General features: G+C 65.6%; 22 protein-coding genes and 2 tRNA genes. 8 read left to right on the forward strand and 16 right to left on the reverse strand.

The features are described from left to right. Positions 1-245: 245 nt before the first annotated feature. From AC4PTB_RS05590 to AC4PTB_RS05615, 6 genes are all read right to left on the reverse strand, one after another. Positions 246-322 (reverse strand) — tRNA-Met (locus tag AC4PTB_RS05590). 62 nt (positions 323-384) lie between these two features. Then, entirely contained in the window at positions 385-1,431 is a 1,047-nt protein-coding gene (gene mnmH, locus AC4PTB_RS05595; RefSeq protein WP_492192085.1) for a tRNA 2-selenouridine(34) synthase MnmH, read from the reverse strand. Next, the gene (locus AC4PTB_RS05600) at positions 1,431-2,051 is read right to left on the reverse strand and encodes a L,D-transpeptidase (protein ID WP_492192086.1); all 621 of its coding nucleotides are present in this window, start codon (positions 2,049-2,051) and stop codon (positions 1,431-1,433) included. Before AC4PTB_RS05600 ends, mnmH begins: the two co-directional genes overlap by 1 nt. 72 nt (positions 2,052-2,123) lie before the next feature. Further along, on the reverse strand, positions 2,124-2,624 hold the full coding sequence (locus AC4PTB_RS05605; protein ID WP_492192586.1) for an acyl-CoA thioesterase: 501 nt from the start codon (positions 2,622-2,624) through the stop codon (positions 2,124-2,126). A gap of 174 nt (positions 2,625-2,798) precedes the next feature. Further along, positions 2,799-3,446, reverse strand: a complete 648-nt coding sequence (locus AC4PTB_RS05610) for a GntR family transcriptional regulator (RefSeq protein WP_492192087.1) — start codon at positions 3,444-3,446, stop codon at positions 2,799-2,801. Positions 3,447-3,476: 30 nt separating this feature from the next. Further along, on the reverse strand, positions 3,477-4,175 hold the full coding sequence (locus AC4PTB_RS05615; protein WP_492192088.1) for a M48 family metallopeptidase: 699 nt from the start codon (positions 4,173-4,175) through the stop codon (positions 3,477-3,479). Positions 4,176-4,291: 116 nt separating this feature from the next. On the opposite strand from AC4PTB_RS05615, the gene AC4PTB_RS05620 reads away from it, so the two are divergent. Continuing rightward, on the forward strand, positions 4,292-4,621 hold the full coding sequence (locus tag AC4PTB_RS05620) for an FYDLN acid domain-containing protein (RefSeq protein ID WP_013068174.1): 330 nt from the start codon (positions 4,292-4,294) through the stop codon (positions 4,619-4,621). 196 nt (positions 4,622-4,817) lie between these two features. Beyond that, positions 4,818-4,893, forward strand: a tRNA-Ala gene (locus AC4PTB_RS05625). A gap of 79 nt (positions 4,894-4,972) precedes the next feature. On the opposite strand, the gene AC4PTB_RS05630 is transcribed toward AC4PTB_RS05625, so the two are convergent. Continuing rightward, on the reverse strand, positions 4,973-5,221 hold the full coding sequence (locus AC4PTB_RS05630; RefSeq protein WP_492192089.1) for a hypothetical protein: 249 nt from the start codon (positions 5,219-5,221) through the stop codon (positions 4,973-4,975). Positions 5,222-5,343: 122 nt separating this feature from the next. On the opposite strand from AC4PTB_RS05630, the gene AC4PTB_RS05635 reads away from it, so the two are divergent. After that, positions 5,344-5,529, forward strand: a complete 186-nt coding sequence (locus AC4PTB_RS05635; RefSeq protein ID WP_492192090.1) for a helix-turn-helix domain-containing protein — start codon at positions 5,344-5,346, stop codon at positions 5,527-5,529. A 385-nt stretch (positions 5,530-5,914) separates the two neighbouring features. Here AC4PTB_RS05635 and AC4PTB_RS05640 read toward each other — a convergent pair whose 3' ends face one another. Together AC4PTB_RS05640 and AC4PTB_RS05645 are read right to left on the reverse strand one after the other, a co-directional pair. Then, entirely contained in the window at positions 5,915-6,418 is a 504-nt protein-coding gene (locus tag AC4PTB_RS05640; protein WP_492192091.1) for a hypothetical protein, read from the reverse strand. 1 nt (position 6,419) lies between these two features. Then, positions 6,420-7,307 carry a phage portal protein gene (locus tag AC4PTB_RS05645; protein ID WP_492192092.1) on the reverse strand — a complete coding sequence of 296 codons (888 nt, stop codon included), beginning with the start codon at positions 7,305-7,307 and terminating at the stop codon, positions 6,420-6,422. 43 nt (positions 7,308-7,350) lie between these two features. Between AC4PTB_RS05645 and AC4PTB_RS05650 the strand changes: the two genes are divergently transcribed. Further along, positions 7,351-8,391, forward strand: a complete 1,041-nt coding sequence (locus AC4PTB_RS05650; protein ID WP_492192093.1) for a hypothetical protein — start codon at positions 7,351-7,353, stop codon at positions 8,389-8,391. Between the two features lie 989 nt (positions 8,392-9,380). Here AC4PTB_RS05650 and proS read toward each other — a convergent pair. Further along, complete coding sequence (gene proS / locus AC4PTB_RS05655; protein ID WP_492192094.1) at positions 9,381-10,721, reverse strand: proline--tRNA ligase; 1,341 nt, start codon at positions 10,719-10,721, stop codon at positions 9,381-9,383. A gap of 315 nt (positions 10,722-11,036) precedes the next feature. Between proS and AC4PTB_RS05660 the strand changes: the two genes are divergently transcribed. From AC4PTB_RS05660 to AC4PTB_RS05670, 3 genes are all read left to right on the forward strand, one after another. Next, positions 11,037-11,666: an outer membrane protein gene (locus AC4PTB_RS05660; protein ID WP_492192095.1), complete on the forward strand. Its 630-nt coding sequence runs from the start codon at positions 11,037-11,039 to the stop codon at positions 11,664-11,666. A 275-nt stretch (positions 11,667-11,941) separates the two neighbouring features. Then, positions 11,942-13,888, forward strand: a complete 1,947-nt coding sequence (gene thrS, locus AC4PTB_RS05665; protein ID WP_492192096.1) for a threonine--tRNA ligase — start codon at positions 11,942-11,944, stop codon at positions 13,886-13,888. 377 nt (positions 13,889-14,265) lie between these two features. Beyond that, positions 14,266-14,472: a cold-shock protein gene (locus AC4PTB_RS05670; protein WP_013068169.1), complete on the forward strand. Its 207-nt coding sequence runs from the start codon at positions 14,266-14,268 to the stop codon at positions 14,470-14,472. Between the two features lie 65 nt (positions 14,473-14,537). On the opposite strand, the gene AC4PTB_RS05675 is transcribed toward AC4PTB_RS05670, so the two are convergent. From AC4PTB_RS05675 to AC4PTB_RS05700, 6 genes are all read right to left on the reverse strand, one after another. Further along, a complete protein-coding gene (locus tag AC4PTB_RS05675; RefSeq protein ID WP_492192097.1) occupies positions 14,538-14,819 on the reverse strand; it encodes a helix-turn-helix transcriptional regulator in 282 nt (93 codons plus the stop codon). Between the two features lie 129 nt (positions 14,820-14,948). Then, complete coding sequence (locus AC4PTB_RS05680; protein ID WP_492192098.1) at positions 14,949-15,269, reverse strand: arsenate reductase family protein; 321 nt, start codon at positions 15,267-15,269, stop codon at positions 14,949-14,951. Next, positions 15,266-15,949 (reverse strand): ABC transporter ATP-binding protein, encoded by a 684-nt coding sequence (locus AC4PTB_RS05685; protein WP_492192099.1) that lies wholly within the window; start codon positions 15,947-15,949, stop codon positions 15,266-15,268. Before AC4PTB_RS05685 ends, AC4PTB_RS05680 begins: the two co-directional genes overlap by 4 nt. Beyond that, positions 15,942-17,234 carry a lipoprotein-releasing ABC transporter permease subunit gene (locus AC4PTB_RS05690; protein ID WP_492192100.1) on the reverse strand — a complete coding sequence of 431 codons (1,293 nt, stop codon included), beginning with the start codon at positions 17,232-17,234 and terminating at the stop codon, positions 15,942-15,944. The genes AC4PTB_RS05685 and AC4PTB_RS05690 overlap by 8 nt, the downstream gene beginning before the upstream one ends. A gap of 112 nt (positions 17,235-17,346) precedes the next feature. Next, a complete protein-coding gene (locus AC4PTB_RS05695; RefSeq protein ID WP_492192101.1) occupies positions 17,347-17,820 on the reverse strand; it encodes an Lrp/AsnC family transcriptional regulator in 474 nt (157 codons plus the stop codon). Between the two features lie 179 nt (positions 17,821-17,999). Then, positions 18,000-18,842: an AAA family ATPase gene (locus AC4PTB_RS05700; protein WP_492192102.1), complete on the reverse strand. Its 843-nt coding sequence runs from the start codon at positions 18,840-18,842 to the stop codon at positions 18,000-18,002. A 194-nt stretch (positions 18,843-19,036) separates the two neighbouring features. Here AC4PTB_RS05700 and dksA point away from each other — a divergent pair, with 194 nt between their 5' ends. After that, a complete protein-coding gene (gene dksA, locus AC4PTB_RS05705) occupies positions 19,037-19,459 on the forward strand; it encodes an RNA polymerase-binding protein DksA (RefSeq protein ID WP_013068140.1) in 423 nt (140 codons plus the stop codon). Positions 19,460-19,507 lie beyond the last annotated feature (48 nt).

The raw sequence follows: 19,507 nt of genomic DNA on the forward strand, positions 1-19,507 counted from the left end.
CACCTGAGGGGCGCAGCGGAGGGCAAGGTCCGCACAACGGCAGGCTGTTTCAGCCCGGGTGATCGGTTGCGCCGGGCAGCTCTTCGCCGATCCTTGAGACGCACGATCCGCGGCGGGATCGCAGGCCCGGAGAATCGGCGATTGCAAAGATCGACACGCGGGCCAAAAATGCTGGCCGTATAAACGGCTCAGCAAACAGCTTTAGCTGTGCCTGGCCATATGCTTGATTTTATGTTTGATTTTGTTGGTGGCGAGGGGGGGACTCGAACCCCCGACCCCGTGATTATGAGTCACGTGCTCTAACCTGCTGAGCTACCTAGCCACTGGCGGCGTCACTAAGGGATGGCGCGGGGGGCGTCAAGGGCGAAATCGGGAAAAAGTGTTTCAGACCGCCAACCGCCCCGCCGCGGCCGTGACCTCTGCCGCCAGCGCGGTCAGCGCCTCGGGGGCAAGGCTGGCGGTGGCGATCTCGATCACCCGGTGATCCTGCCGCGCGCGGTGCTTGTCGTAGCGCGGATCGTAATGGCGCTGCATCAGCTCGGCCGCCAGCGCCTCGAAGGCCTGCGCCCTGGCCAGCCCGTGCCAGCGGTGGATCACCTCGGCGGCGTGATAGGGGCGCAGCTGGTCGATCAGCCGGGTCAGCCGCAGGGGATCGGCCACGATATCGGCATAGGCCCGCGCCAGATAGGCCGCGCGCGCGGGCAGGGGCGCCACCAACCGCAGCCGCGGCGCCGTGCGCAGCGCCGCCCACAGGGTTTTCGGCAGTTGCAGCTGCCCCACCTTCGCGCTTTCGGCCTCGATCAGCACCGGCCGCGCCGGATCGAGCTGTGCCAGCGCCAGCGCCAGCTTGCCCTCGAAGCCGGTCTGCGCCGGTTGCCCGCCCGGCCGCGCGCCAAAGATCGAGCCGCGATGATTGGCCAGCCCTTCAAGGTCGATCACCTGCGCGCCCTGCGCCGCCGCCGCGAGCAGCACCTCGGTCTTGGCCGAGCCGGTGTTGCCGTCCAGCACGACAACCGGCGCCCGGATCGGCTGGTCGAGCGTCTCCAGCACCAGCCGCCGCCAGCTTTTATAGCCGCCCTCGACAAGATCGGTGCGCCAGCCCACCGCGCGCAGGATCGTCGCAAACGACCCCGAGCGCTGCCCGCCGCGCCAGCAATAGACCAAGGGCCGCCAGCCCCCGGTCTTCGCCGCCAAAGGGCCTTCCAGATGCGCGGCGACATTCTTCGCCACCAGCGCCGCGCCGATCTTGCGCGCGTCAAAGGGCGAGACCTGCTTGTAGATCGTGCCGACCCGGGCGCGTTCGTCGTTTGACAGCGCAGGCAGGTTGATCGCCCCGGGCAGATGGTCGAGCGCATATTCCGCGGGCGAGCGCACGTCGATGATCGTGTCGAAATCGAGCGCCGCCGCCTCGGCGACGGAGGTCAGGCGCATCAGTAGACCGTGACCGGCGTGCCCAGCTCGACCACCTTGTAAAGGGCCATCACATGATCGTTCACCATGCGCAGGCAGCCGTTCGAGACGGCATGGCCGATCGAGGCGGGCTCGACCGTGCCATGGATGCGGATGCCGGTATCATGGCCGTTCTGGTAAAGATACATGGCGCGGGCGCCCAGCGGGTTGCCGGGGCCGCCCGGCATGCCGGTTTCGGCATATTTCGCGTAATGGCTGGGGCTGCGCTTCACCATCTCGGGGGTGGGTTTCCAGCTCGGCCATTCGACCTTGCGCGCCACCGTGGCCTGACCACGGAACTGCAGCTCCGCGCGGCCGACGGCGACGCCATAGCGCATCGCCTTGCCCGGCGCGATGATGTGGTAAAGGAAGAACTTGTCCGAGACGACGATGATCGAGCCCACCGCCAGCCCGGGCTTCACATCCACCTCGGTCGGGTAGAATTGCGGCGCGATCGGCCAGGTTTTGGCGGGCGCTGCCGCCGGAGCCGGAGCAGCAGGGGCGGCTGCGGCGGCCGGAGCTGCGGGGGCGGCCTGCGCGAACAGCGGCTTTGCAGCCACGCCCAGCGCGGCCAGACTCGTCAGAAAGGTGCGGCGATACATGCAGGTCTCCCGGTTCCGTTGCGGCAGGCTAGCAAAGCGCCTGCCGCCACTCAACGTCAAAAGGGGCGCCGCTCACTCCGACTTGCCCAGCGCCGCGGCCTCCATCTGCGCCTCGTGCTCGCGCCGCAGCGCCTTGCGCAGCTCGGCCGCCTTCCAGCGCAGCATCTCGGTCTCGTTCGCGGGCTCCAGCATCGGCACCGGCACGGTCTTGCCGGTCTCATCCACCGCGACCATGGTGAAATAGCAGCTGTTGGTGTGCCGCCGCGTGCCTTCGCGGATGTTTTCCGCCTCGACCCGGATGCCGATCTCCATCGACGACCGCCCGGTGTGGTTCACGCTGGCGCGAAACCGCACCAGCTCGCCCACATGAATGGGTTCCTTGAAGATCACCTGGTCAACGGAAATCGTCACCGCATAGCGCCCCGAATAGCGCGAGGCGAGCGAGAAAGCGACGCGGTCAAGCCAGTTCAACAGCGCACCGCCATGCACCTTGCCGGAAAAATTCGCCAGATCCGGCGTCATCAACACGGTCATTTCCAGCGTCTTGCGCTCGTCGGCGGTCAAAGGATTCATCATCTGGGCCTCGTCAAATCGAAAACGTGGCAGAGGCGTAGTTCAGCCGGGAAGAAACTGCCACCGCTTCTTGGCACATTTGCGCGATCAGGGACCTGGCCGCAACCCGCCGCCCTTTCATCTTGCTGCAAATATCCCGGGGGGCGTCCCGCAGGGACGGGGGGCAGCGCCCCCCTAGCCGGTCAGATGCCGCAGCCCCTGCGTGACATCGGTGCGCACCGCCAGCCGCAGCCCGGGTTCGTCGCCCGCCCGCAGCGCCGCCAGAATCAGCCGGTGATGGCGCGGCGGCTCGGTGCGGGGAAACTTGCCGTGCAGCTGTCGCATCGTGGGGCCGAGCTGCAGCCAGACCGTTTCCAGCACGGCCAGCATCGCCGGCGCCTGGGCGCGCAGATATAATGTGCGGTGGAATTCCAGATTGGTGCGGATATAGGCCACCGCATCGCGCCGCGCGACGGCCTCGGCATTCGCGGTGTTGATCGCCGAGAGCCGGTCGATCAGCGCCAGATGGGCGCGGGGCAGGGCGCGCGAGGCCAGCTCCGGCTCGATCAGCGCGCGCAGCGCCGCCAGCTCCTCGATCCGCTCGTTCGTCAGCTCGGGCGTCGAGACCCGGCCCGAAGACGACAGCGTCAGCGCGCCTTCCGCCACGAGGCGGCGCAAAGCCTCGCGCACCGGGGTCATTGAGACGCCGAATTGCTTGCCAAGGCCGCGCAGCGTCATCGCCCGGCCCGGCAAAAGCTCGCCGGTCAGGATCTGCTGGCGCAGGCTGCGGTAAAGCCGGTCATGGGCGGCGGTTTCGGTCGGGCGGGGCGCGGGCTGGGTCATGCCCCTTTGTGATCACGAATTCCGCCGCGGTCAATCCGTCAGACGGATCGCCTGCAGTGCCGCGCCGTTTTGTTTCAGCCAGGCCCGGTGCCGGGCGTAATCGGGGCAAAGCCGCGCCACGACGGCCCAGAAGGCGGCGGAATGGTTCATCTCGACCAGATGCGCGACCTCGTGGGCGGCAACGTAATCGAGCACCTCGGGCGGGGCCATGATCAGCCGCCAGCTGTAGGAAAGCGACCCATCCGGCGCACAGGAGCCCCAGCGCGAACGGGTGTCGCGCAGGGTGATGCGCTTGAACGGGCGCCCAAGCGCCTTGGCATGGGTCTCGGTCGCGGCCTGCAGCCGGATGCGGGCGCAATGGCGCAAAAAGGTTTCCAGCCTTGCCCCCAGCCGGTCTTCGCCCGCGGGGACCAAAAGCCGCGCGCCCTCGCGCCTTGGCGCGCGCAGGCTTGCCGCTTCGATCCGCAGCGCCGCGCCTTCAAAGGGCAGCAGGTCGCCAAAACCGGGGCGGCTTGGCGCGGGCAGCTGCGCAAGCGTGCCGCGCAGCCAGTCGGTTTGCGCCGCGGCAAAGGCCATGGCCTCGGCCAGACGGGCGCGGGCAGGCAGGGTCAGCGTCACCGCGCCGTCGATCCGGCTGACGCGCAGCGAAAACCGCCGCGCCCGGGCCGAGCGGCGCAGATGCACGGCGACACCGGGCAGATCGGGCAGGATCAGGGGGCTTTCCGTCATCGGCGGCGATGGTCCGGCTGGAAGCGGCAGGTTGCGCGCGAAAAGGCTTTGACACCCCGCGGCGGTTATGGCAGTTGGCTTCGACTCTGTGCGATAGAGCTTGCCAGGAGACTTCCATGCCGAAAGAGGAATGGGGCGTCAAGCGCCTCTGCCCGCATTGCGCGAGCCGGTTCTATGATCTGGCCAAAGACCCGATGACCTGCCCGGTCTGCTCGAACAGCTTCTCGCTCGAGAGCCTGACGGCCGCGGGCCGCAGCCGTGTGATGGTGTCCGACAAGGTGGCGCCGCGCGCGGCCGATCTTGATGTCGACGATCTCACCGATGACGATCTGGACGAAGACGGCGGCGACGTCGATCTGGACGACGATCTGCTCGAGGATGACGAGGACGACAACGTCTCGCTGGATGACATCGCCGATGTGGCGGGGGGCGAAGACGAGGCCTGAGTCGGCCCGAAAGGGGCGGATCACGGAAAAGACGGGACCGGGCGCGAAGGCAACTTCGCGCCTTTTCCTTTGCTGCAAGGCGGTTTTCGGGGGGCTGAAAAATTTTGCGACGAAGCGTGTTTTTTCCTCTTGCGCCCGTCGCTTGAGGTCCATATACACCGCCTCACGGAAGACGGAAACGTCAAGCCGATCCGGTGGGGTCATAGCTCAGATGGGAGAGCGCTTGAATGGCATTCAAGAGGTCCGGGGTTCGATTCCCCGTGGCTCCACCAATAAAAACAAAGGCTTAAGAAGCAGAAACCCCGCCCAAGTGGCGGGGTTTTGCTTTTGGGGGCACACCGGGGGCACAGGTCACGCCGCCGTCACCTCGGCCTCGGTCGGAACCGCAATGCTGCCGCCGCCCTTTACTGCGGCAAGGTCGTTGTGCAAGGCGTCGAGCCGCGCGGCGAGGTTCAGAATGATCGGCCGCAGCGCCGCGCGCGACGATTTCGCCTGCGGATCGTCGCCCCAGCTTTCCCACTCAAGGACTTCGAGGCCACCAGCGAGGGCGGCAAGGTGACAGCACTCGCCTTGCAGGTCGAGGAGGGTCTTCTCGGTCATTGCATTATCTCCGGTTGGGGGTTATCAATGAAAAACGTTGACACACCCGACAGGACAAGGCGTCAATGAAAAACGTTGATATAGCACCAGCACAGTCACGCGCGGCCCGCGGCTTGGTATCCATGACGCAAACCGATCTGGCCAAGGCCGCGAACCTCGGGCAATCAACCGTGATCGACTTCGAGCGCGAACGTCGCACCGTTTCCGATCAGGCCAAGGCCGCCATCCGCGCCGCGCTAGAGGCTGCCGGGGTCGTCTTCCTGCCGGAGAACGGGAACGGGCCGGGGGTCGCCCTGCGGAAGGGGTGATCCGCCTTTGCAAGACCGCGCGTGAGACAGAGCGCAAGCCGGGCTGCAATGTTTCTGGGGAAGCTTTGACGGCTGGAACACCGTGGCGCAGACCGGACAAGTTCGCTCGGGCAACGTCGCCCTGAGCTTCGCCTTTACCCGCCGCGCATCGGCCTTGAAATAGCACCGCTTCGAGCAAAAAATCTGATGCCCGTCTGTCTCGGCAGGTATCGGAGCGCCGCACTCTGGGCACGGGGGGCGCTTGGCCTTGGCCTCGATTCGCGCCACCCGTTCCAAATCATAGTTCGCAGCGTTCCTGCACTTGGTGTCGCAATAGATCGTCCATGCGGGCCGATCCTCTGCCAGTTCCTTGCCGCACCATTCGCACAGCCGCCGCATGTCCAGGTCAGAAGTCATATTGAACCGCCATCCGAACCGCCTCGTCTTCCTGCGCAGAGCGCAAACGGCCAAGGCGCTTATTGTAGCTGTTCTGGCATCGCGTCTCGCAAAACTTGAAATGTCCCTCGGGCAGTTCCTTGCCGCAGTTCGCGCAGCGGGTCCGCTCGATCAGGGTTCCCGCCTCGATCGTCCATTCCGGTTGCCCTTGGTCCCATGTCGGGCGCACCGGCGCCCCTGCGATGCGGAAGGCGTCTTCGAGCACTTCCCGCGCCATCTTGTCAGCCTCGGCCCAGCGCCAGCCCTGCAAGCACAGATCGGAGCGGATACCAGCCCGCAGAGGCCCTTCGAGGCCCCACAGACTGCCCGTCGCGCCCGCCTGAAACGCCAGCCGGATCACGCGGGCCAGTTCCTTGGCCAAGGCGTTGTAACGCGCCTCGCCCACGCGCCCGCGGCGGGCATCCCGCGCCCGCCGTTCCTTTCGGTTGATCATATGCGCAGGAAGCTGGAGCATGTCAGTCGGCCCAGTCAATGAAGCTCAAGGCATCCTGCAACGTGGCCCCCTCGATCCCGGCCTCTTTCGCCTGGGCGAGAGCCTGCACCATCGTCGCCAGCGCCCGCGCCTTGCCGCCCGCGTCGAAGGCCTGCATCGGGCGCACCACGTCCACCTTGACCGCCCCGCCCAGCTTTTCCGAAGCTTCCTCGGCCAAGAGCATGGCAATGGGCTGCATGACGATCTGGGCAAGGTGACGCTGTGCCTCGCGCACAAGCGGCCCCTGAGCCGCGGGCGAGAACATGGCGGGCAACACGCCATAGGCCGCGAAGATCGCGCCCCGTGCCGCGTCCAGAAGCTCGGCAGGCATCGCCCGTTGCAGATCCGGGGTCAGTTGGTCGGGCGCCTTGCCCGCGTTCGGGTGCATCCCGGCCCCGACAGCCTGCGCGACGCCTTCGACCACAAGGGCGGAACCGCGCCGCCCTTTGAACGCCGATCGCATCGCCGCCATGTCCGAGGCGCTGCCCTCGGGCATATGGGCGATCTGAGAGCCCACCGGAGCATCGCGCCAGGTATCCCGAAGCGCGGTCTCGATCTCATGCAACAGGCTCGCGGTCAGGCTGGCCCGCCGCAGCGGCGCCTGTCCGGTCCAAGGCGCAACCGGATCGACGCCCAGGCGCACATGCAGCACCTCGGCCGCAAGAACCGTGGTCGAGGTCGAGCCGCCCGCCTCAGAGACGGTCACGCGATAGGCGCGCGGGATGCCGTCCTTGGTGGACAGATCCCAATCGGCGCAGGGAATGAGCCGGTCCCGGATCAGAAGCACCGCCTCGCCACGGAGCGCCAGAGAGCGTGCGACAAGCGCCATCGTCTTGCGGTCCAGAAGGTCGCTGCCGGTCACATCGGCCATCCTCGCCGAGGGACCGGATGCCCTCCATCAGCTGCTCGCCGACATGAAACGGGGCCACGTCAACGATGCCGGGCGTTATCGGGCGCGCTACCGTTTCTTCTTCGAATGGCTGCGCTACCGCGACGACGACCGCGCGTTCGACACCATCCGCGATCTGGTCCGGGAATTCGTCTGGAAAAACTTCCCCGTCGCCCGAGGCGCGCTCGTGCTCGGCAAGGAATGTCCCCGCCAGTTCGTGCACTCGCTCTTCGCTGCCGTTCGCGCAACCGGCATCACGAAGCGCCAGTTGGGTCGAAGACTCTGCTCGATGGGGCTCGCGACACCCAACGGGAATGCGTTGGGCTTCGATATCCACGACTATATCCCGGAGGGCGTGCTTGCTACCATCGCGGCCGAGTTTTCCGGCCTGTTGAACGCCACGGAGGCCGCGGCCTATCTCGGGATCAAGCCATTCCTGCTCACCCAACTGACGCGGCCCGACCTGATCCCCGTCTTCCTGCGGGCAGAAAAGGCCCTGCCGCTCTATCATGTTTCGGCGCTGTCCGGCTTCATGGGGCGTCTCGACAAGCTGCGCGAGAACAGCGCTCCGCAGGAGAGCTGGACCGACATTGCAACCGCCGCGCATCGCACGAAAATCCTCACCGAGAAGGCGGTCGTATTGGTCCTACTGCACAAGCTCGCCCTGCGCAGCCCTCACGGCGAGGCCGCAGGGTTTCGGGATTTTCGGATTGATCCCGTTGCCCTGCGCGAAGCCATCGGTTTGCCGGAGCAGGGTGCAGTCCATCCCGCGCGGGCCGCACAGCTCTTGCACCTTCCGATCGGCACCGTCTCCGCGCTTTTGAAGCATCGGCACCTGGAGAGCGTTCCGGTCAAGCGGCCCCCCCCCGCAAGGCCGCTCCTCTATGCCTGCCCATATTCCATCGACATCTTCCCCGACATGTATGTGTCGAGAAAAGAGCTGGCCCGGCACTTCCATGACCGAGACCCCCTGGCCCTGATGGATGACCAGCTTTCGGAATTTCGGATCGACCTCGGCAAGAACGCCGCGCCGATCTATCGCCGCGAAGTGCTCGACATCCTCTGAAATCGCCGCGCCGGCCTTCGGGCCGGTGTTTTTCGTCTGACCCCGGACAGGGTGTGTGGCACAAATGGACAGGTCACTGCGCGAACCGAAATCAGGGGTACTGATTTCATTAGGTTTTCGCGGCAGAAAATGGAACAACTACGAGGCGCTTTTCAAAACAAGGACTTGAACGACCCTCGCCCCGCCTCGTGCGGGGCGTCGTCGTTTCCGGGGCAGGCTGCCGGTTCCCCGCGGCGGCCGCCCGCTGGCCGTTCCCCCCGGGGGCGTTGCCCCTCCCCGGATCGGCGCCCCGGCCCGCCCCGCGCCTTGCCTTGATCGACCCTGTCTGCCGCCTTGCCGTTGCCGGGCATCGGTGCCCCGGTCCGTCCTGTCATCCGGAGCCTTTCAGGCGCGGTGTCCATCGTGGCGCGGGTGCCGATGCACCCTCCGGGTCCGGAAGCGCTCCGGGGCAGGGGACACGGACAGATCCGGGCTTGACGGCTGTGCCGCCGCCGTCACTTCTGCCGCGGCGCTCGGGCAAGCGCCCCATCCTTGGGCGTCCCGCGCGCAAGCCGGGCGGCGGGGCAGGCCGCCTCTGCGGGCGACCTGTCGCAGATCAGGAATGCCCCGTTCGAAGGCAGGTGCAACACCGGGCCGACCGGTCAGTGATTTCGGGGGCGGCGATTCCGGGAGAGGCGATTCTGGCGTAGATGCCGCGGATCGCGATGGAAGCCCGCCGCGACCTTCGCCGCCGAGTCTTCGGCGGTCTGGCGGCTGCGCCCTGCCGGTCGGCGGCCTGCATGACGGAAGCGGCCCAGGGCCGGCGGGTAGCCGCGGCAGCCGACAGGTTCCGCCGCGAGAGCTCGCGGGAAGGGTCTTTGGGGGGATGCTTTCGGCAAACGGCCCGCAGCTTGCGGCGGGCCGGGCGGGGCCGATCTCTGCCTCTGCGGAAACCGGCCCGGTCGGATCGCCGCTTGCGCCGCGATCCGGTTTTCAGAACGGCTGCGCGCTCAGCGATGCGCGGCGTAGATCTGCACGATGCGATCCACCGCCGCTTCGGCCGACATCTCCTCGCTTTCGCCGGTCCGGCGCGAGGTCAGCTCGACCACGCCATTGCCCAGACCGCGCGGGCCGACGGTGATCCGCCACGGCAGGCCGATCAGATCCATCGTGGCGAATTTCGCCCCCGCGCGTTCGTCGCGGTCGTCGTAAAGCGGATCGAGGCCCTTTGCCACCAGCGCCTTGTAGATCCCGGCGCAGGCCGCATCGGTCGCCGCGTCGCCCTGTTTCAGGTTCACGATGCCGACATGGAAGGGCGTCACGCCCTCGGGCCAGATGATGCCGCGCTCGTCATGGTTCGCCTCGATCAGCGCGCCCAGAAGGCGGCTCACGCCGATGCCGTGGCTGCCCATCTCGACCGGCACGCGGGTACCATCGGGGGTGACGACGGTTGCGCCCATCGCTTCGGAATATTTCGTGCCGAAATAGAAGATCTGCCCCACTTCGATGCCGCGGCCGACGCAGCGGCGCTCTTCGGGGATCTGATTGAACACCGCCTCGTCGTGGGTTTCGTCGGTGCGGGCGTAAAGCGTGGTGAATTCCTCGCAGATCGCCGCCACCTGCGCGCGGTCGTCGTAATCCACCGCCCGGTCGCCCAGTTTCAGATCGGGCACCTGCGAGTCATAGAAGACCTCGCTCTCGCCGGTCTGGGCGAGGACGAGGAATTCATGCGTGTTGTCGCCGCCGATCGGCCCCGAGGCGGCGCGCATCGGAATCGCGGTCAGCCCCATACGTTCATAGGTGCGCAGATAGCTGACCATGTGGCGGTTGTAGGCATGCAGCGCGTCTTCTTTCGTCAGATCGAAGTTGTAGCCGTCCTTCATGTAGAATTCGCGGCCCCGCATGACGCCGAAGCGCGGGCGGACCTCATCGCGGAACTTCCACTGGATATGATACAGCGTCAGCGGCAGGTCCTTGTAGGACGACACATGGGCGCGGAAGATGTCGGTGATCATCTCCTCGTTCGTCGGACCGTAAAGCATTTCGCGCTCGTGCCGGTCCTTGATGCGCAGCATTTCCTGGCCGTAATCATCATAGCGGCCGGATTCGCGCCACAGATCGGCCGGTTGCAGCGTCGGCATCAGCAGCGGAATGTGACCGGCGCGGATCTGTTCCTCATGCACGATCTGTTCAATGCGCTTGAGCACCTTGAAGCCCAGCGGCAGCCAGGAATAGATCCCCGCCGCCTGCTGCTTGATCATGCCCGCGCGCAGCATCAGCCGGTGCGAGACGATCTGCGCCTCGGCGGGGTTTTCCTTGAGAACGGGGAGGAAGTAGCGGGAAAGGCGCATGGACAAGCCTCGGCACAGGGTTTCGTTGCGCAAGTGGGTAGTAGAAACGGCGTCGCGGGGCAAGATGGGCAGGCAGGATCACCGGCGCAGCGCGCCGCCGCATCGACCGGCGCGCGATGCCGGATCGTGAACCCGTCCCGGCCGCGAAGCGATTGAAACCAAAGCCTGCGCCGCAGGCCTGCGGGCCCCTTCCTCACGCCCAAAGCACGGTCTGTTGAGCAAACGTGTTTCGATGTTCCCGGTCAAAATATTGAACTTGTTCGGGAAAATGCAGACCTTGCAGGCATGAAGCCTGTTTTCTGAAGGAAGAGTAAGATGAAAAAGCTCAGTGTTGCGATCGCCGCGATGGCCAGCCTTGCCGCCCCCGCCTTTGCCGGTAACCTCTCCGCGCCCGTGGTCGAAAGCGAACCGGCCGTTGCGGCGACCCCGGCGCCGGCGCCCGTGCAATCCTGGGACGGGTTCTATGCCGGGATCACCGGCGGCTCTGTCACCGGCGGCGGCGCCAGCTACACGCCCGACGGCAAAGCCTTTGGCATGGGCCGCGGCAGCTACGGCGTGATGGGCGGCTACAACCTGCAATCGGGCGCGCTCGTCTACGGTGGCGAGATCGCGGCCCAGGCCACCGATTTCAACCTGGACGGGGCGCCGGGCAAGTTCGACAACATGATCGACCTGAAGGCCCGCGCCGGGATGGCCTATGGCAAGGCGCTGCCCTATGCCTTCGTCGGCTATTCGCGCGGCGACTGGAAGAACGGCGACGCCCGGACGAACGGCGCGGCCGATGGCATGAACTACGGTCTTGGGCTCGATTATGCGGTGAACGACAAATGGTCGGTCGGTGCCGAGCTGATCCGCCGCGAGCTGAGCACCGATTTCGACGGGGCGCAGGGCAGCGTCGACACCAACTTCAACACCGTGCAGGTGCGCGCGGGCTTCCGGTTCTGAGCCGGAGCATTTGCGAAACATCGGGGAGGGGGGCTCTGCCCCCCGTCCTTTCAGGACTCCCCCCGGGATATTTGCGGCAAGATGAACGCATGGTCTTTCATCTTGCCGCAAATATCCCGGGGGGTGAATTGGCCGAATGCCAAGAGGGGGGCAGCGCCCCCCTTTTGCCTGCGCAAAAGCGCCACGGTTGACACGCCTGCCGTCGCGGCGCATACCCGCGCCACCATAACCCGCAACCGGGCGCTTTGTAGCCGCCAAACCGACGAGGAGGACGCATGTCCCAAATCTCCCTTTCCTTTCCCGATGGTGCGAAGCGCGATTACCCCGCAGGGGTGACGGCGGCCGAAGTGGCGGCCTCGATCTCGCCCTCGCTGGCGAAGGCGGCGATCTCGGCGCAGCTTGATGGGGCGCATTGGGACCTGCAATGGCCGATCAAACGCGACGCGCGCATCTCGATCAACACGATGAAGGACCCGGTTCCGGCGCTGGAGCTGATCCGCCACGATCTGGCCCATATCATGGCCCGCGCCGTGCAGGAAATCTGGCCCGATGTGAAGGTCACCATCGGCCCGGTCCGCGATGCGGGCTGGTTTTACGATTTCGACCGCGCCGAGCCCTTCACCCCCGAGGATCTGGGCCAGATCGAGGCGCGGATGAAGCAGATCATCAACGCCCGCGAGCCTGTCCGCACCGAGGTCTGGTCGCGCGCAGATGCGATCGCGCATTACGAAAAATCGAACGAGCCCTACAAGGTGGAACTCGTCAACCGCATCCCCGAGGGGGAAGACCTGCGGATGTATTGGCACGGGAACTGGCAGGATCTCTGCCGCGGCCCGCATCTGCAACACACCGGGCAGGTGCCCGCCGATGCCTTCAAGCTGACCCATGTCGCGGGCGCCTATTGGCTGGGCGACAGCACGCGCCCGATGCTGCAGCGCATCTACGGCATTGCCTTCCGCTCCCGCGATGACCTGAAAGCCCATATGACCATGCTCGAGGAGGCCGCGAAGCGCGATCACCGCAAGCTGGGCCGCGAGATGGACCTTTACCACATGCAGGAGGAAGCGCCGGGCCAGGTGTTCTGGCATCCGAACGGCTGGACGATCTACACCACGCTGCAGGATTACATGCGTCGTCGCCAGCGCGCCGACGGCTATGTCGAGGTGAACACGCCGCAGGTGGTGAACCGCAAGCTCTGGGAGGCCTCGGGGCATTGGGAAAACTACCGCGAGAACATGTTCATCGTCGAAGTCGATGAAGAGGGCGCGCGGGAAAAGGTGATCAACGCGCTGAAACCGATGAACTGCCCCTGCCATGTGCAGATCTTCAACGTCGGGCTGAAATCCTACCGCGATCTGCCGCTTCGGATGGCGGAATTCGGCTCTTGTGCCCGCTACGAACCCTCGGGCGCGCTGCATGGCATCATGCGGGTGCGCGGCTTCACCCAGGACGATGCGCATATCTTCTGCATGCCCGATCAGATCGAGGCGGAAACGAAGAAATTCATCGAATTCCTCTCGGCGGTCTATGCCGATCTGGGCTTTGATCAGTGGCGCATCAAGCTCTCGACCCGGCCCGAAAAGCGCATCGGCTCCGAGGAAAGCTGGGATCATGCCGAGGCGGCGCTGGCCAATGCGGTCACCGCGGCCGGGCATGAGTATGAGATTTTCCCGGGCGAGGGGGCGTTTTACGGGCCGAAGCTGGAATTCGTGCTGACCGATGCGATCGGCCGCGACTGGCAATGCGGCACGCTGCAGGTGGACCCGAACCTGCCCGAGCGGCTTGACGCGAATTACATCGGCCCCGACGGCGCCAAGCACCGCCCGATCATGCTGCACCGCGCCTGTCTAGGCAGCTTCGAGCGTTTCATCGGGATTCTCATCGAATCGCATGCGGGCAAGCTGCCGCTGTGGCTGGCGCCGCGGCAGGTGGTGGTGGCCTCGATCACCTCGGAAGCCGATGATTACGTTGAGGAAGTGGCCGCCAAGCTGATCGCGGCGGGGATTCGCGCCGAATGCGACACCCGCAACGAGAAGATCAACTACAAGGTCCGCGAGCATAGCCTGGGCAAGGTGCCCTATATCTTCGCCATCGGTGCGAAAGAGGTCGAGACCCGCACCGTTTCGGTCCGCCGTCTGGGCGATACCCGCACCGAGACGGTGGATCTCGATGCCATCGTCGCGGCGCTGAAAACCGAGGCGACGCCGCCCGATCTGCGCTGAGCGCAGCTGCCTGAACGACCGGGACGCCATGGGGAAACCTGTGGCGTTTTCGCATTTTCAGGCCTTGCGCGGCCAGGGCGCGGGGCGCGCAGGCGCCGGGGCAGGGCCGGTGTTTTGGCTTTGTTCCCGTTTTTGACAGTCTTGCAACACTTTGAAACTATTCCACCTTCAACTTGGGGGTGCAAAAATGTCGCAGGCTTTGAAATCAGCGCCTGCGGCGCTTTGGCCGTTGATTTTTGGAATGCGTATGGCACGCTTCCCTTCGCGTGAACTTGGACTTTCCTACCGCTCCCTTTTCGGGGCAGCCGGAAGACACTGGAAGACCTGGCTGCACGTCCGGGGGCAATGTCGCCCCAGGCCAATACGAGGAGAGAGATATGGCTACCGGAACCGTGAAATGGTTCAACACCACCAAAGGCTACGGGTTCATCGCCCCCGATGGGGGTGGCAAGGACGTGTTCGTCCACATCTCGGCGGTTGAACGCGCCGGGCTGAAAGCGCTCAGCGACAACCAGAAGATCAGCTTCGAACTGATCTCGGGGCGCGACGGCCGCTCGTCGGCGGGCGATCTGAAACTTCTCTGAACGACGCTCCTGCCGTCGAGAAGGCCCGCGGCGCCCACGCGGGCTTTTTTTCGTTCCGGGGCTGGTCAGTCCTGCAGATCGCCGACCCCGATGCCCAGCGTGGCCGCCAGCGCCACCAGCTCCAGCCGGCTGGGGCTGTGGCGCCGCGCTTCGATGGCGGTGATGGTTTCGGGGGCGACGCCCGAGTCCCGCGCCAGATCGGCCACGCTCATCCGCGCGGCACGGCGCCAGGCCATCAAGGGCGAGGCCCCCGCGCTGATCCATGCAAGCTGGGTCCAGAAGCTTTGCGATTGGGAATGGAATTCCTCGCGCGGGATTTCTATCCGCGGCTTCGGAATTGCGGTCATGACATCCTGCCTGTTCTCGCCTCTTCCCCATGGGAAAAGTAGCGCGAAAAGACGCGCCATCCTATCATCGAGAACTTATAAGGCTCTGCAACTTTGAGATTATTTTGACACGTTCGGGGGAAGTCCGCGTCAGCAATGCGTCTTTTGCGCGGCAGCGTCCCAGCCCAGCGTCAGGCTGTCGCCGCGGATCACCGGCCGTTTCATCAAGGTCGGATGGGCCTGCAGCAGCATCGCGATCGGGGCGGCGCGCTCGGCTTCCGAAAGGCCGCGCCAGGTGGTCGAGCTGCGGTTGATCAGCTTCTCGCCAAAGGCCGCGATGAATTTCGCGATCTCGGCCTCGGTCAGCGGCTCTTTGCGGATATCGCGCAGCACCGGGGCCTTGCCCGCCGCGGAAAGCGCCGCCAGCGCCTTTTGCACCGTGCCACAGGTCTTGATGCCGTAGACGATCATTTTGCCTCCACCAGTTGCCCGTCCGAAAGCCGCAGCACCCGGTCCATCCGCGCGGCAAGCTCCAGGTTGTGCGTCGCGATCAGCGCCGAAAGCCCGGTTGCCCGCACCAGCTCCATCAGCGCCGAGAAGACCGTCTCCGAGGTCGTCGGGTCAAGGTTGCCGGTGGGCTCATCCGCCAGAAGCAGGGCAGGGCGGTTCGCCAGCGCCCGGCAAAAGGCCACCCGCTGCTGCTCTCCGCCCGAGAGCGCCGAGGGCCGGTGCCCGGCGCGCGCCGCCAGCCCGACGCGGGCGAGCAAGTCCTGCGCCCGCGCCTCGGCCGCCTTGCGCGCGGTGCCATTGGCCAGCTGCGGCAGGACGATGTTTTCCAGCGCGGTGAATTCCGGCAGCAGATGGTGGAACTGATAGACAAAGCCCAAAGCCTCGCGCCGCGCCGCGGTGCGGGCCGCGTCCTTCGCCCCGGTCAGATCCTGCCCGTTCACGATCACCCGGCCGGAATCAGGCGTGTCCAGCAGCCCCGCAATATGCAGAAGCGTCGATTTCCCGGCGCCCGAGGGCGCGACAAGGGCCACCACCTGCCCGCGCGGAATGACCAGCGAGGCCCCGCGCAGAACGATGATTTCATTCGCCTTGCCCCGGTTGTAGCCCTTTTCGAGCGCGTCGAGTCGCAACACCTCATTCATAGCGCAGCGCCTCCACCGGATTGAGCCGCGCCGCCCGGCGGGCCGGAAAGATCGTCACCACGAAACTGAGCCCCAGCGCCAGGACGACCGCCTTGGCCACGTCCCAGGGCAGCAGCTTCGCGGGCAATTCATAGATGCCGCGGATCGACGGGTCCCAGGCGCCGCCGCCGCTGACCCAGTTCACCGCATCCATCACATGGCTGATGTTAAGCGCAAACAGCACGCCAAGCCCCACCCCCAGCGCCGTCCCGATCGTGCCGGTAAACGCCCCGCACAGAAAGAACACCCGCATCACCGAGCCCTCGGTCAGCCCCATGGTGCGCAAAATGCCGATGTCGCGGCCCTTGTTCTTCACCAGCATGATCAGCCCCGAGGTGATGTTCATCGTCGCGATCAGGACCAGCACCGACAGGATGACGAACATCACGTTGTCCTCCATCGTCAACGCGCGCAGGAAGCTGCCCGAGGCATCGCGCCAGCTCCACAGCATCGTGCCCGCGCCCCCCGCCGCAATCAGCTGCGGCGTCAGGTCGTCGACATGTTCGGGGTCTTTCACCATCACCTCGATCTCGTCGGCGCCGCCCTCGCGGTTGAAGAAGCTCTGCGCCTCGGCGAAGGGCATGTAGATCCGGGTGCGGTCGATGTCCCAGCGCCCGGCGGTGAAGATGTAGACGACGGTATAGGCATTCACCCGCGGCGAGACGCCGAAGGGGGTCTTGACCCCGTTCGGAGAGATCAGCTTGACCGTGTCGCCCGCGGCCACGCCCAGTTCCCGCGCCAGTTCCGAGCCCATGGCGATGCCCTGACCGAAGCTTTCGATCTCGCCGTCGATCTGTTCCGAATGCGCGACGCGGGGAATGGTCATCAGGTTTTCGTAAGAAATCCCATAGACTTCCGCGACGTTCGAGCGGTCATTCATCGTCGCCATCACCTGGCCCCGGATCAGCGGCGCGGCCCGGGTGACGCCCGGCACCTGCGCGATCCGTGCGGCGCGGGCCTCGTAATCCGGCATCAGGCTGGAGAAGATCCCGGTCTCGGGCGCGACTTCCATCGGCGCGGAATAGACCGTGACATGGGCGTTCGAGCCGAGGATCGTGTCGACGAATTCAGCCCGAAAGCCCGCGCGCACGGCCAGCGTGATGATCAGCGCGGCGACGCCCAGCATGATGCCGATCAGGCTGATCCAGGTCATCACGCTGACGCCGCCCTCGGCGCGGCGGGCGCGCAGATAGCGCCAGGCGATCAGGAATTCGAAGCCGGAAAACGGCGCGGTGCGTGTGGCCATGAAGCGCTCCCAGAAGTCGGCGCAAGCTGGCCTCTGGGCGGCCAAAGGTCAAGGCAAGATGCGTAAAGAGGTCGCGAGGGACCGCCTTGCCCGCCGCGCGCCCCCGGGCCGCTTACCAGCTTTTGGTGTCGATCGGATAGGCGGTGGTGTGGCGCAGCCGCTCCATCGCGAAATGCGAGGTGATGTTGCGGATCGGCACCGCATCGGTCAGGCGGCGATAAAGCAGGTCATAGGCCGCCATGTCCGGGACCGCGACGCGCAGCAGGTAATCCATCTCTCCCGCCATGCGCCACACCTCCATGATTTCGGGCAGTTTTTCGACCGCGGCCGCAAAGGCGTCGCGCCAGTCCGGGCTGTGATCGGGGGCCTCGATGGCGACGAAGACGGTCAGCCCCAGCCCCAGTTCCTGCGGATTGGCCAGCGCCACGCGCTTTTCGATCACCCCCGAGGCTTCCAGTTTCTGGATCCGCTTCCAGCACGGCGTCTGCGACAACCCGACCCGGTCCGCGATCTGCGCCACCGGCAGCGTCGCATCGCGCATCAGTTCAGCAACAATCTTGCGGTCGATCAGGTCAAGCTGGGCCATCCGGGGTCTCCGAAGCGGGGTCTGTGGCAAGGGAATGCCATCTTTGGAAAAAAGTCCACTGTGTTTATCGAGTTTTGGTATTTTTTATGCGCGACCGGGAAAAAACGCGGTGTCGCGGGCCCGGTTCGACGCGGCGCAACGATGCCGGTCTGCAGCCGTGGCGCGACGGGTGGGGGCGCTCAGCGCCCCTGCCGCCGCGCCAGAAAGGCCAGCCGCTCGAACAGATGCACATCCTGTTCGTTCTTCAAAAGCGCCCCGTGCAGCTTTGGCAACAGGTTTGCCGGATCGGCCTTCAGATCCTCGGGCGACAGATCCTCGGCCAGCAGCAGCTTCAGCCAGTCGAGCACCTCGGAGGTGGAGGGCTTCTTCTTCAGCCCCGGCGTCTCGCGGATCTCGTAGAATCGGCTCAGCGCGGCGGCGAGCAGCGCCTCCTTGATGCCGGGGAAATGCACCCTGACGATGGCGCGCAGCGTCTCGGCATCGGGGAAGCGGATGTAGTGAAAGAAACAGCGCCGCAGGAAGGCGTCGGGCAGTTCCTTTTCGTTGTTCGAGGTGATGATGACGATCGGCCGGTGGCGCGCGCGGATCGTCTCGCCGGTCTCGTAGACATGGAACTCCATCCGGTCGAGTTCCTGCAACAGGTCATTGGGAAATTCGATGTCGGCCTTGTCGATCTCGTCGATCAGCAGCACCACCTTGGCCTCGGCCTCGAAAGCCTGCCAGAGCTTGCCCTTGCGGATGTAGTTGCGCACCTCGTTCACCCGCGCATCGCCCAGCTGGCTGTCGCGCAGGCGCGAGACGGCATCGTATTCGTAAAGCCCCTGTTGCGCCTTGGTCGTCGATTTCACCGCCCATTCGAGCATCGGCAGCCCGAGCGCCGCCGAGACCTGCCGCGCCAGCTCGGTCTTGCCGGTGCCGGGCTCGCCCTTGACCAGCAGCGGCCGCTCCAGCGCGACGGCGGCATTCACCGCCACGATCAGATCGGGGGGGGCAACATAATCCTTGGTCGAGCTGAACTGCACTTGCCTCTCCTTGCTTGCTGCCCAAAGCCTAGCCGGGTGGCAAAATTGCCGCAAGCGCCGCGCGGGAAGGGGGCGGGAAAGATGCCGCAGCCGCAAAGCGGGGGTGACAACACAAGCGCGTTAGGGTAAGTGAGCCCGCAGCGGTGCCGGGGGGCAACCCCGACATGACCGAGGGCCCGACAGTGAGTGACGCGATGAAAGCCGAGACCTTCCTCCCCGACAATTACCGTCCGGCCGAAGACGAGCCTTTCATGAACGAAAGGCAGCTTGAATATTTCCGCCGCAAGCTCCTGGCGTGGAAATCGGAATTGCTCGAACAATCGCTGGAAACCCTTGAGGGGCTGGCCGAATCGGCGCGCAACGTGCCCGATCTGGCCGACCGCGCCAGCGAGGAAACCGACCGCGCGCTGGAATTGCGCACCCGTGACCGGCAGCGCAAGCTGGTCTCGAAGATCGATGCCGCGCTGCGCCGGATCGAAAATGGCGAATACGGCTACTGCGAAATGACCGGCGAGCCGATCTCGCTCAAGCGGCTCGACGCCCGGCCGATCGCCACGATGACACTGGAAGCGCAGGAAAAACACGAACGCCGCGAGCGTGTTCACCGCGACGACTGACCCGGGCCGGCCCTTTTGACGGGGGGGCGCAGCAGGGGGGTGCGACGC

It is taken from the genome of Rhodobacter sp. 4.3.4 (assembly GCF_058724655.1).

Excerpts from the sequence above, each read along its gene's own strand:
- mnmH (WP_492192085.1), bottom strand. The coding sequence starts at position 1,431 with ATGCGCCTGACCTCCGTCGCCGAGGCGGCGGCGCTCGATTTCGACACG.
- AC4PTB_RS05600 (WP_492192086.1), bottom strand. The coding sequence starts at position 2,051 with ATGTATCGCCGCACCTTTCTGACGAGTCTGGCCGCGCTGGGCGTGGCT.
- AC4PTB_RS05605 (WP_492192586.1), bottom strand. The coding sequence starts at position 2,624 with ATGAATCCTTTGACCGCCGACGAGCGCAAGACGCTGGAAATGACCGTG.
- AC4PTB_RS05610 (WP_492192087.1), bottom strand. The coding sequence starts at position 3,446 with ATGACCCAGCCCGCGCCCCGCCCGACCGAAACCGCCGCCCATGACCGG.
- AC4PTB_RS05615 (WP_492192088.1), bottom strand. The coding sequence starts at position 4,175 with ATGACGGAAAGCCCCCTGATCCTGCCCGATCTGCCCGGTGTCGCCGTG.
- AC4PTB_RS05620 (WP_013068174.1), top strand. The coding sequence starts at position 4,292 with ATGCCGAAAGAGGAATGGGGCGTCAAGCGCCTCTGCCCGCATTGCGCG.
- AC4PTB_RS05630 (WP_492192089.1), bottom strand. The coding sequence starts at position 5,221 with ATGACCGAGAAGACCCTCCTCGACCTGCAAGGCGAGTGCTGTCACCTT.
- AC4PTB_RS05635 (WP_492192090.1), top strand. The coding sequence starts at position 5,344 with ATGACGCAAACCGATCTGGCCAAGGCCGCGAACCTCGGGCAATCAACC.
- AC4PTB_RS05640 (WP_492192091.1), bottom strand. The coding sequence starts at position 6,418 with ATGCTCCAGCTTCCTGCGCATATGATCAACCGAAAGGAACGGCGGGCG.
- AC4PTB_RS05645 (WP_492192092.1), bottom strand. The coding sequence starts at position 7,307 with ATGGCCGATGTGACCGGCAGCGACCTTCTGGACCGCAAGACGATGGCG.
- AC4PTB_RS05650 (WP_492192093.1), top strand. The coding sequence starts at position 7,351 with ATGAAACGGGGCCACGTCAACGATGCCGGGCGTTATCGGGCGCGCTAC.
- proS (WP_492192094.1), bottom strand. The coding sequence starts at position 10,721 with ATGCGCCTTTCCCGCTACTTCCTCCCCGTTCTCAAGGAAAACCCCGCC.
- AC4PTB_RS05660 (WP_492192095.1), top strand. The coding sequence starts at position 11,037 with ATGAAAAAGCTCAGTGTTGCGATCGCCGCGATGGCCAGCCTTGCCGCC.
- thrS (WP_492192096.1), top strand. The coding sequence starts at position 11,942 with ATGTCCCAAATCTCCCTTTCCTTTCCCGATGGTGCGAAGCGCGATTAC.
- AC4PTB_RS05670 (WP_013068169.1), top strand. The coding sequence starts at position 14,266 with ATGGCTACCGGAACCGTGAAATGGTTCAACACCACCAAAGGCTACGGG.
- AC4PTB_RS05675 (WP_492192097.1), bottom strand. The coding sequence starts at position 14,819 with ATGACCGCAATTCCGAAGCCGCGGATAGAAATCCCGCGCGAGGAATTC.
- AC4PTB_RS05680 (WP_492192098.1), bottom strand. The coding sequence starts at position 15,269 with ATGATCGTCTACGGCATCAAGACCTGTGGCACGGTGCAAAAGGCGCTG.
- AC4PTB_RS05685 (WP_492192099.1), bottom strand. The coding sequence starts at position 15,949 with ATGAATGAGGTGTTGCGACTCGACGCGCTCGAAAAGGGCTACAACCGG.
- AC4PTB_RS05690 (WP_492192100.1), bottom strand. The coding sequence starts at position 17,234 with ATGGCCACACGCACCGCGCCGTTTTCCGGCTTCGAATTCCTGATCGCC.
- AC4PTB_RS05695 (WP_492192101.1), bottom strand. The coding sequence starts at position 17,820 with ATGGCCCAGCTTGACCTGATCGACCGCAAGATTGTTGCTGAACTGATG.
- dksA (WP_013068140.1), top strand. The coding sequence starts at position 19,037 with ATGAAAGCCGAGACCTTCCTCCCCGACAATTACCGTCCGGCCGAAGAC.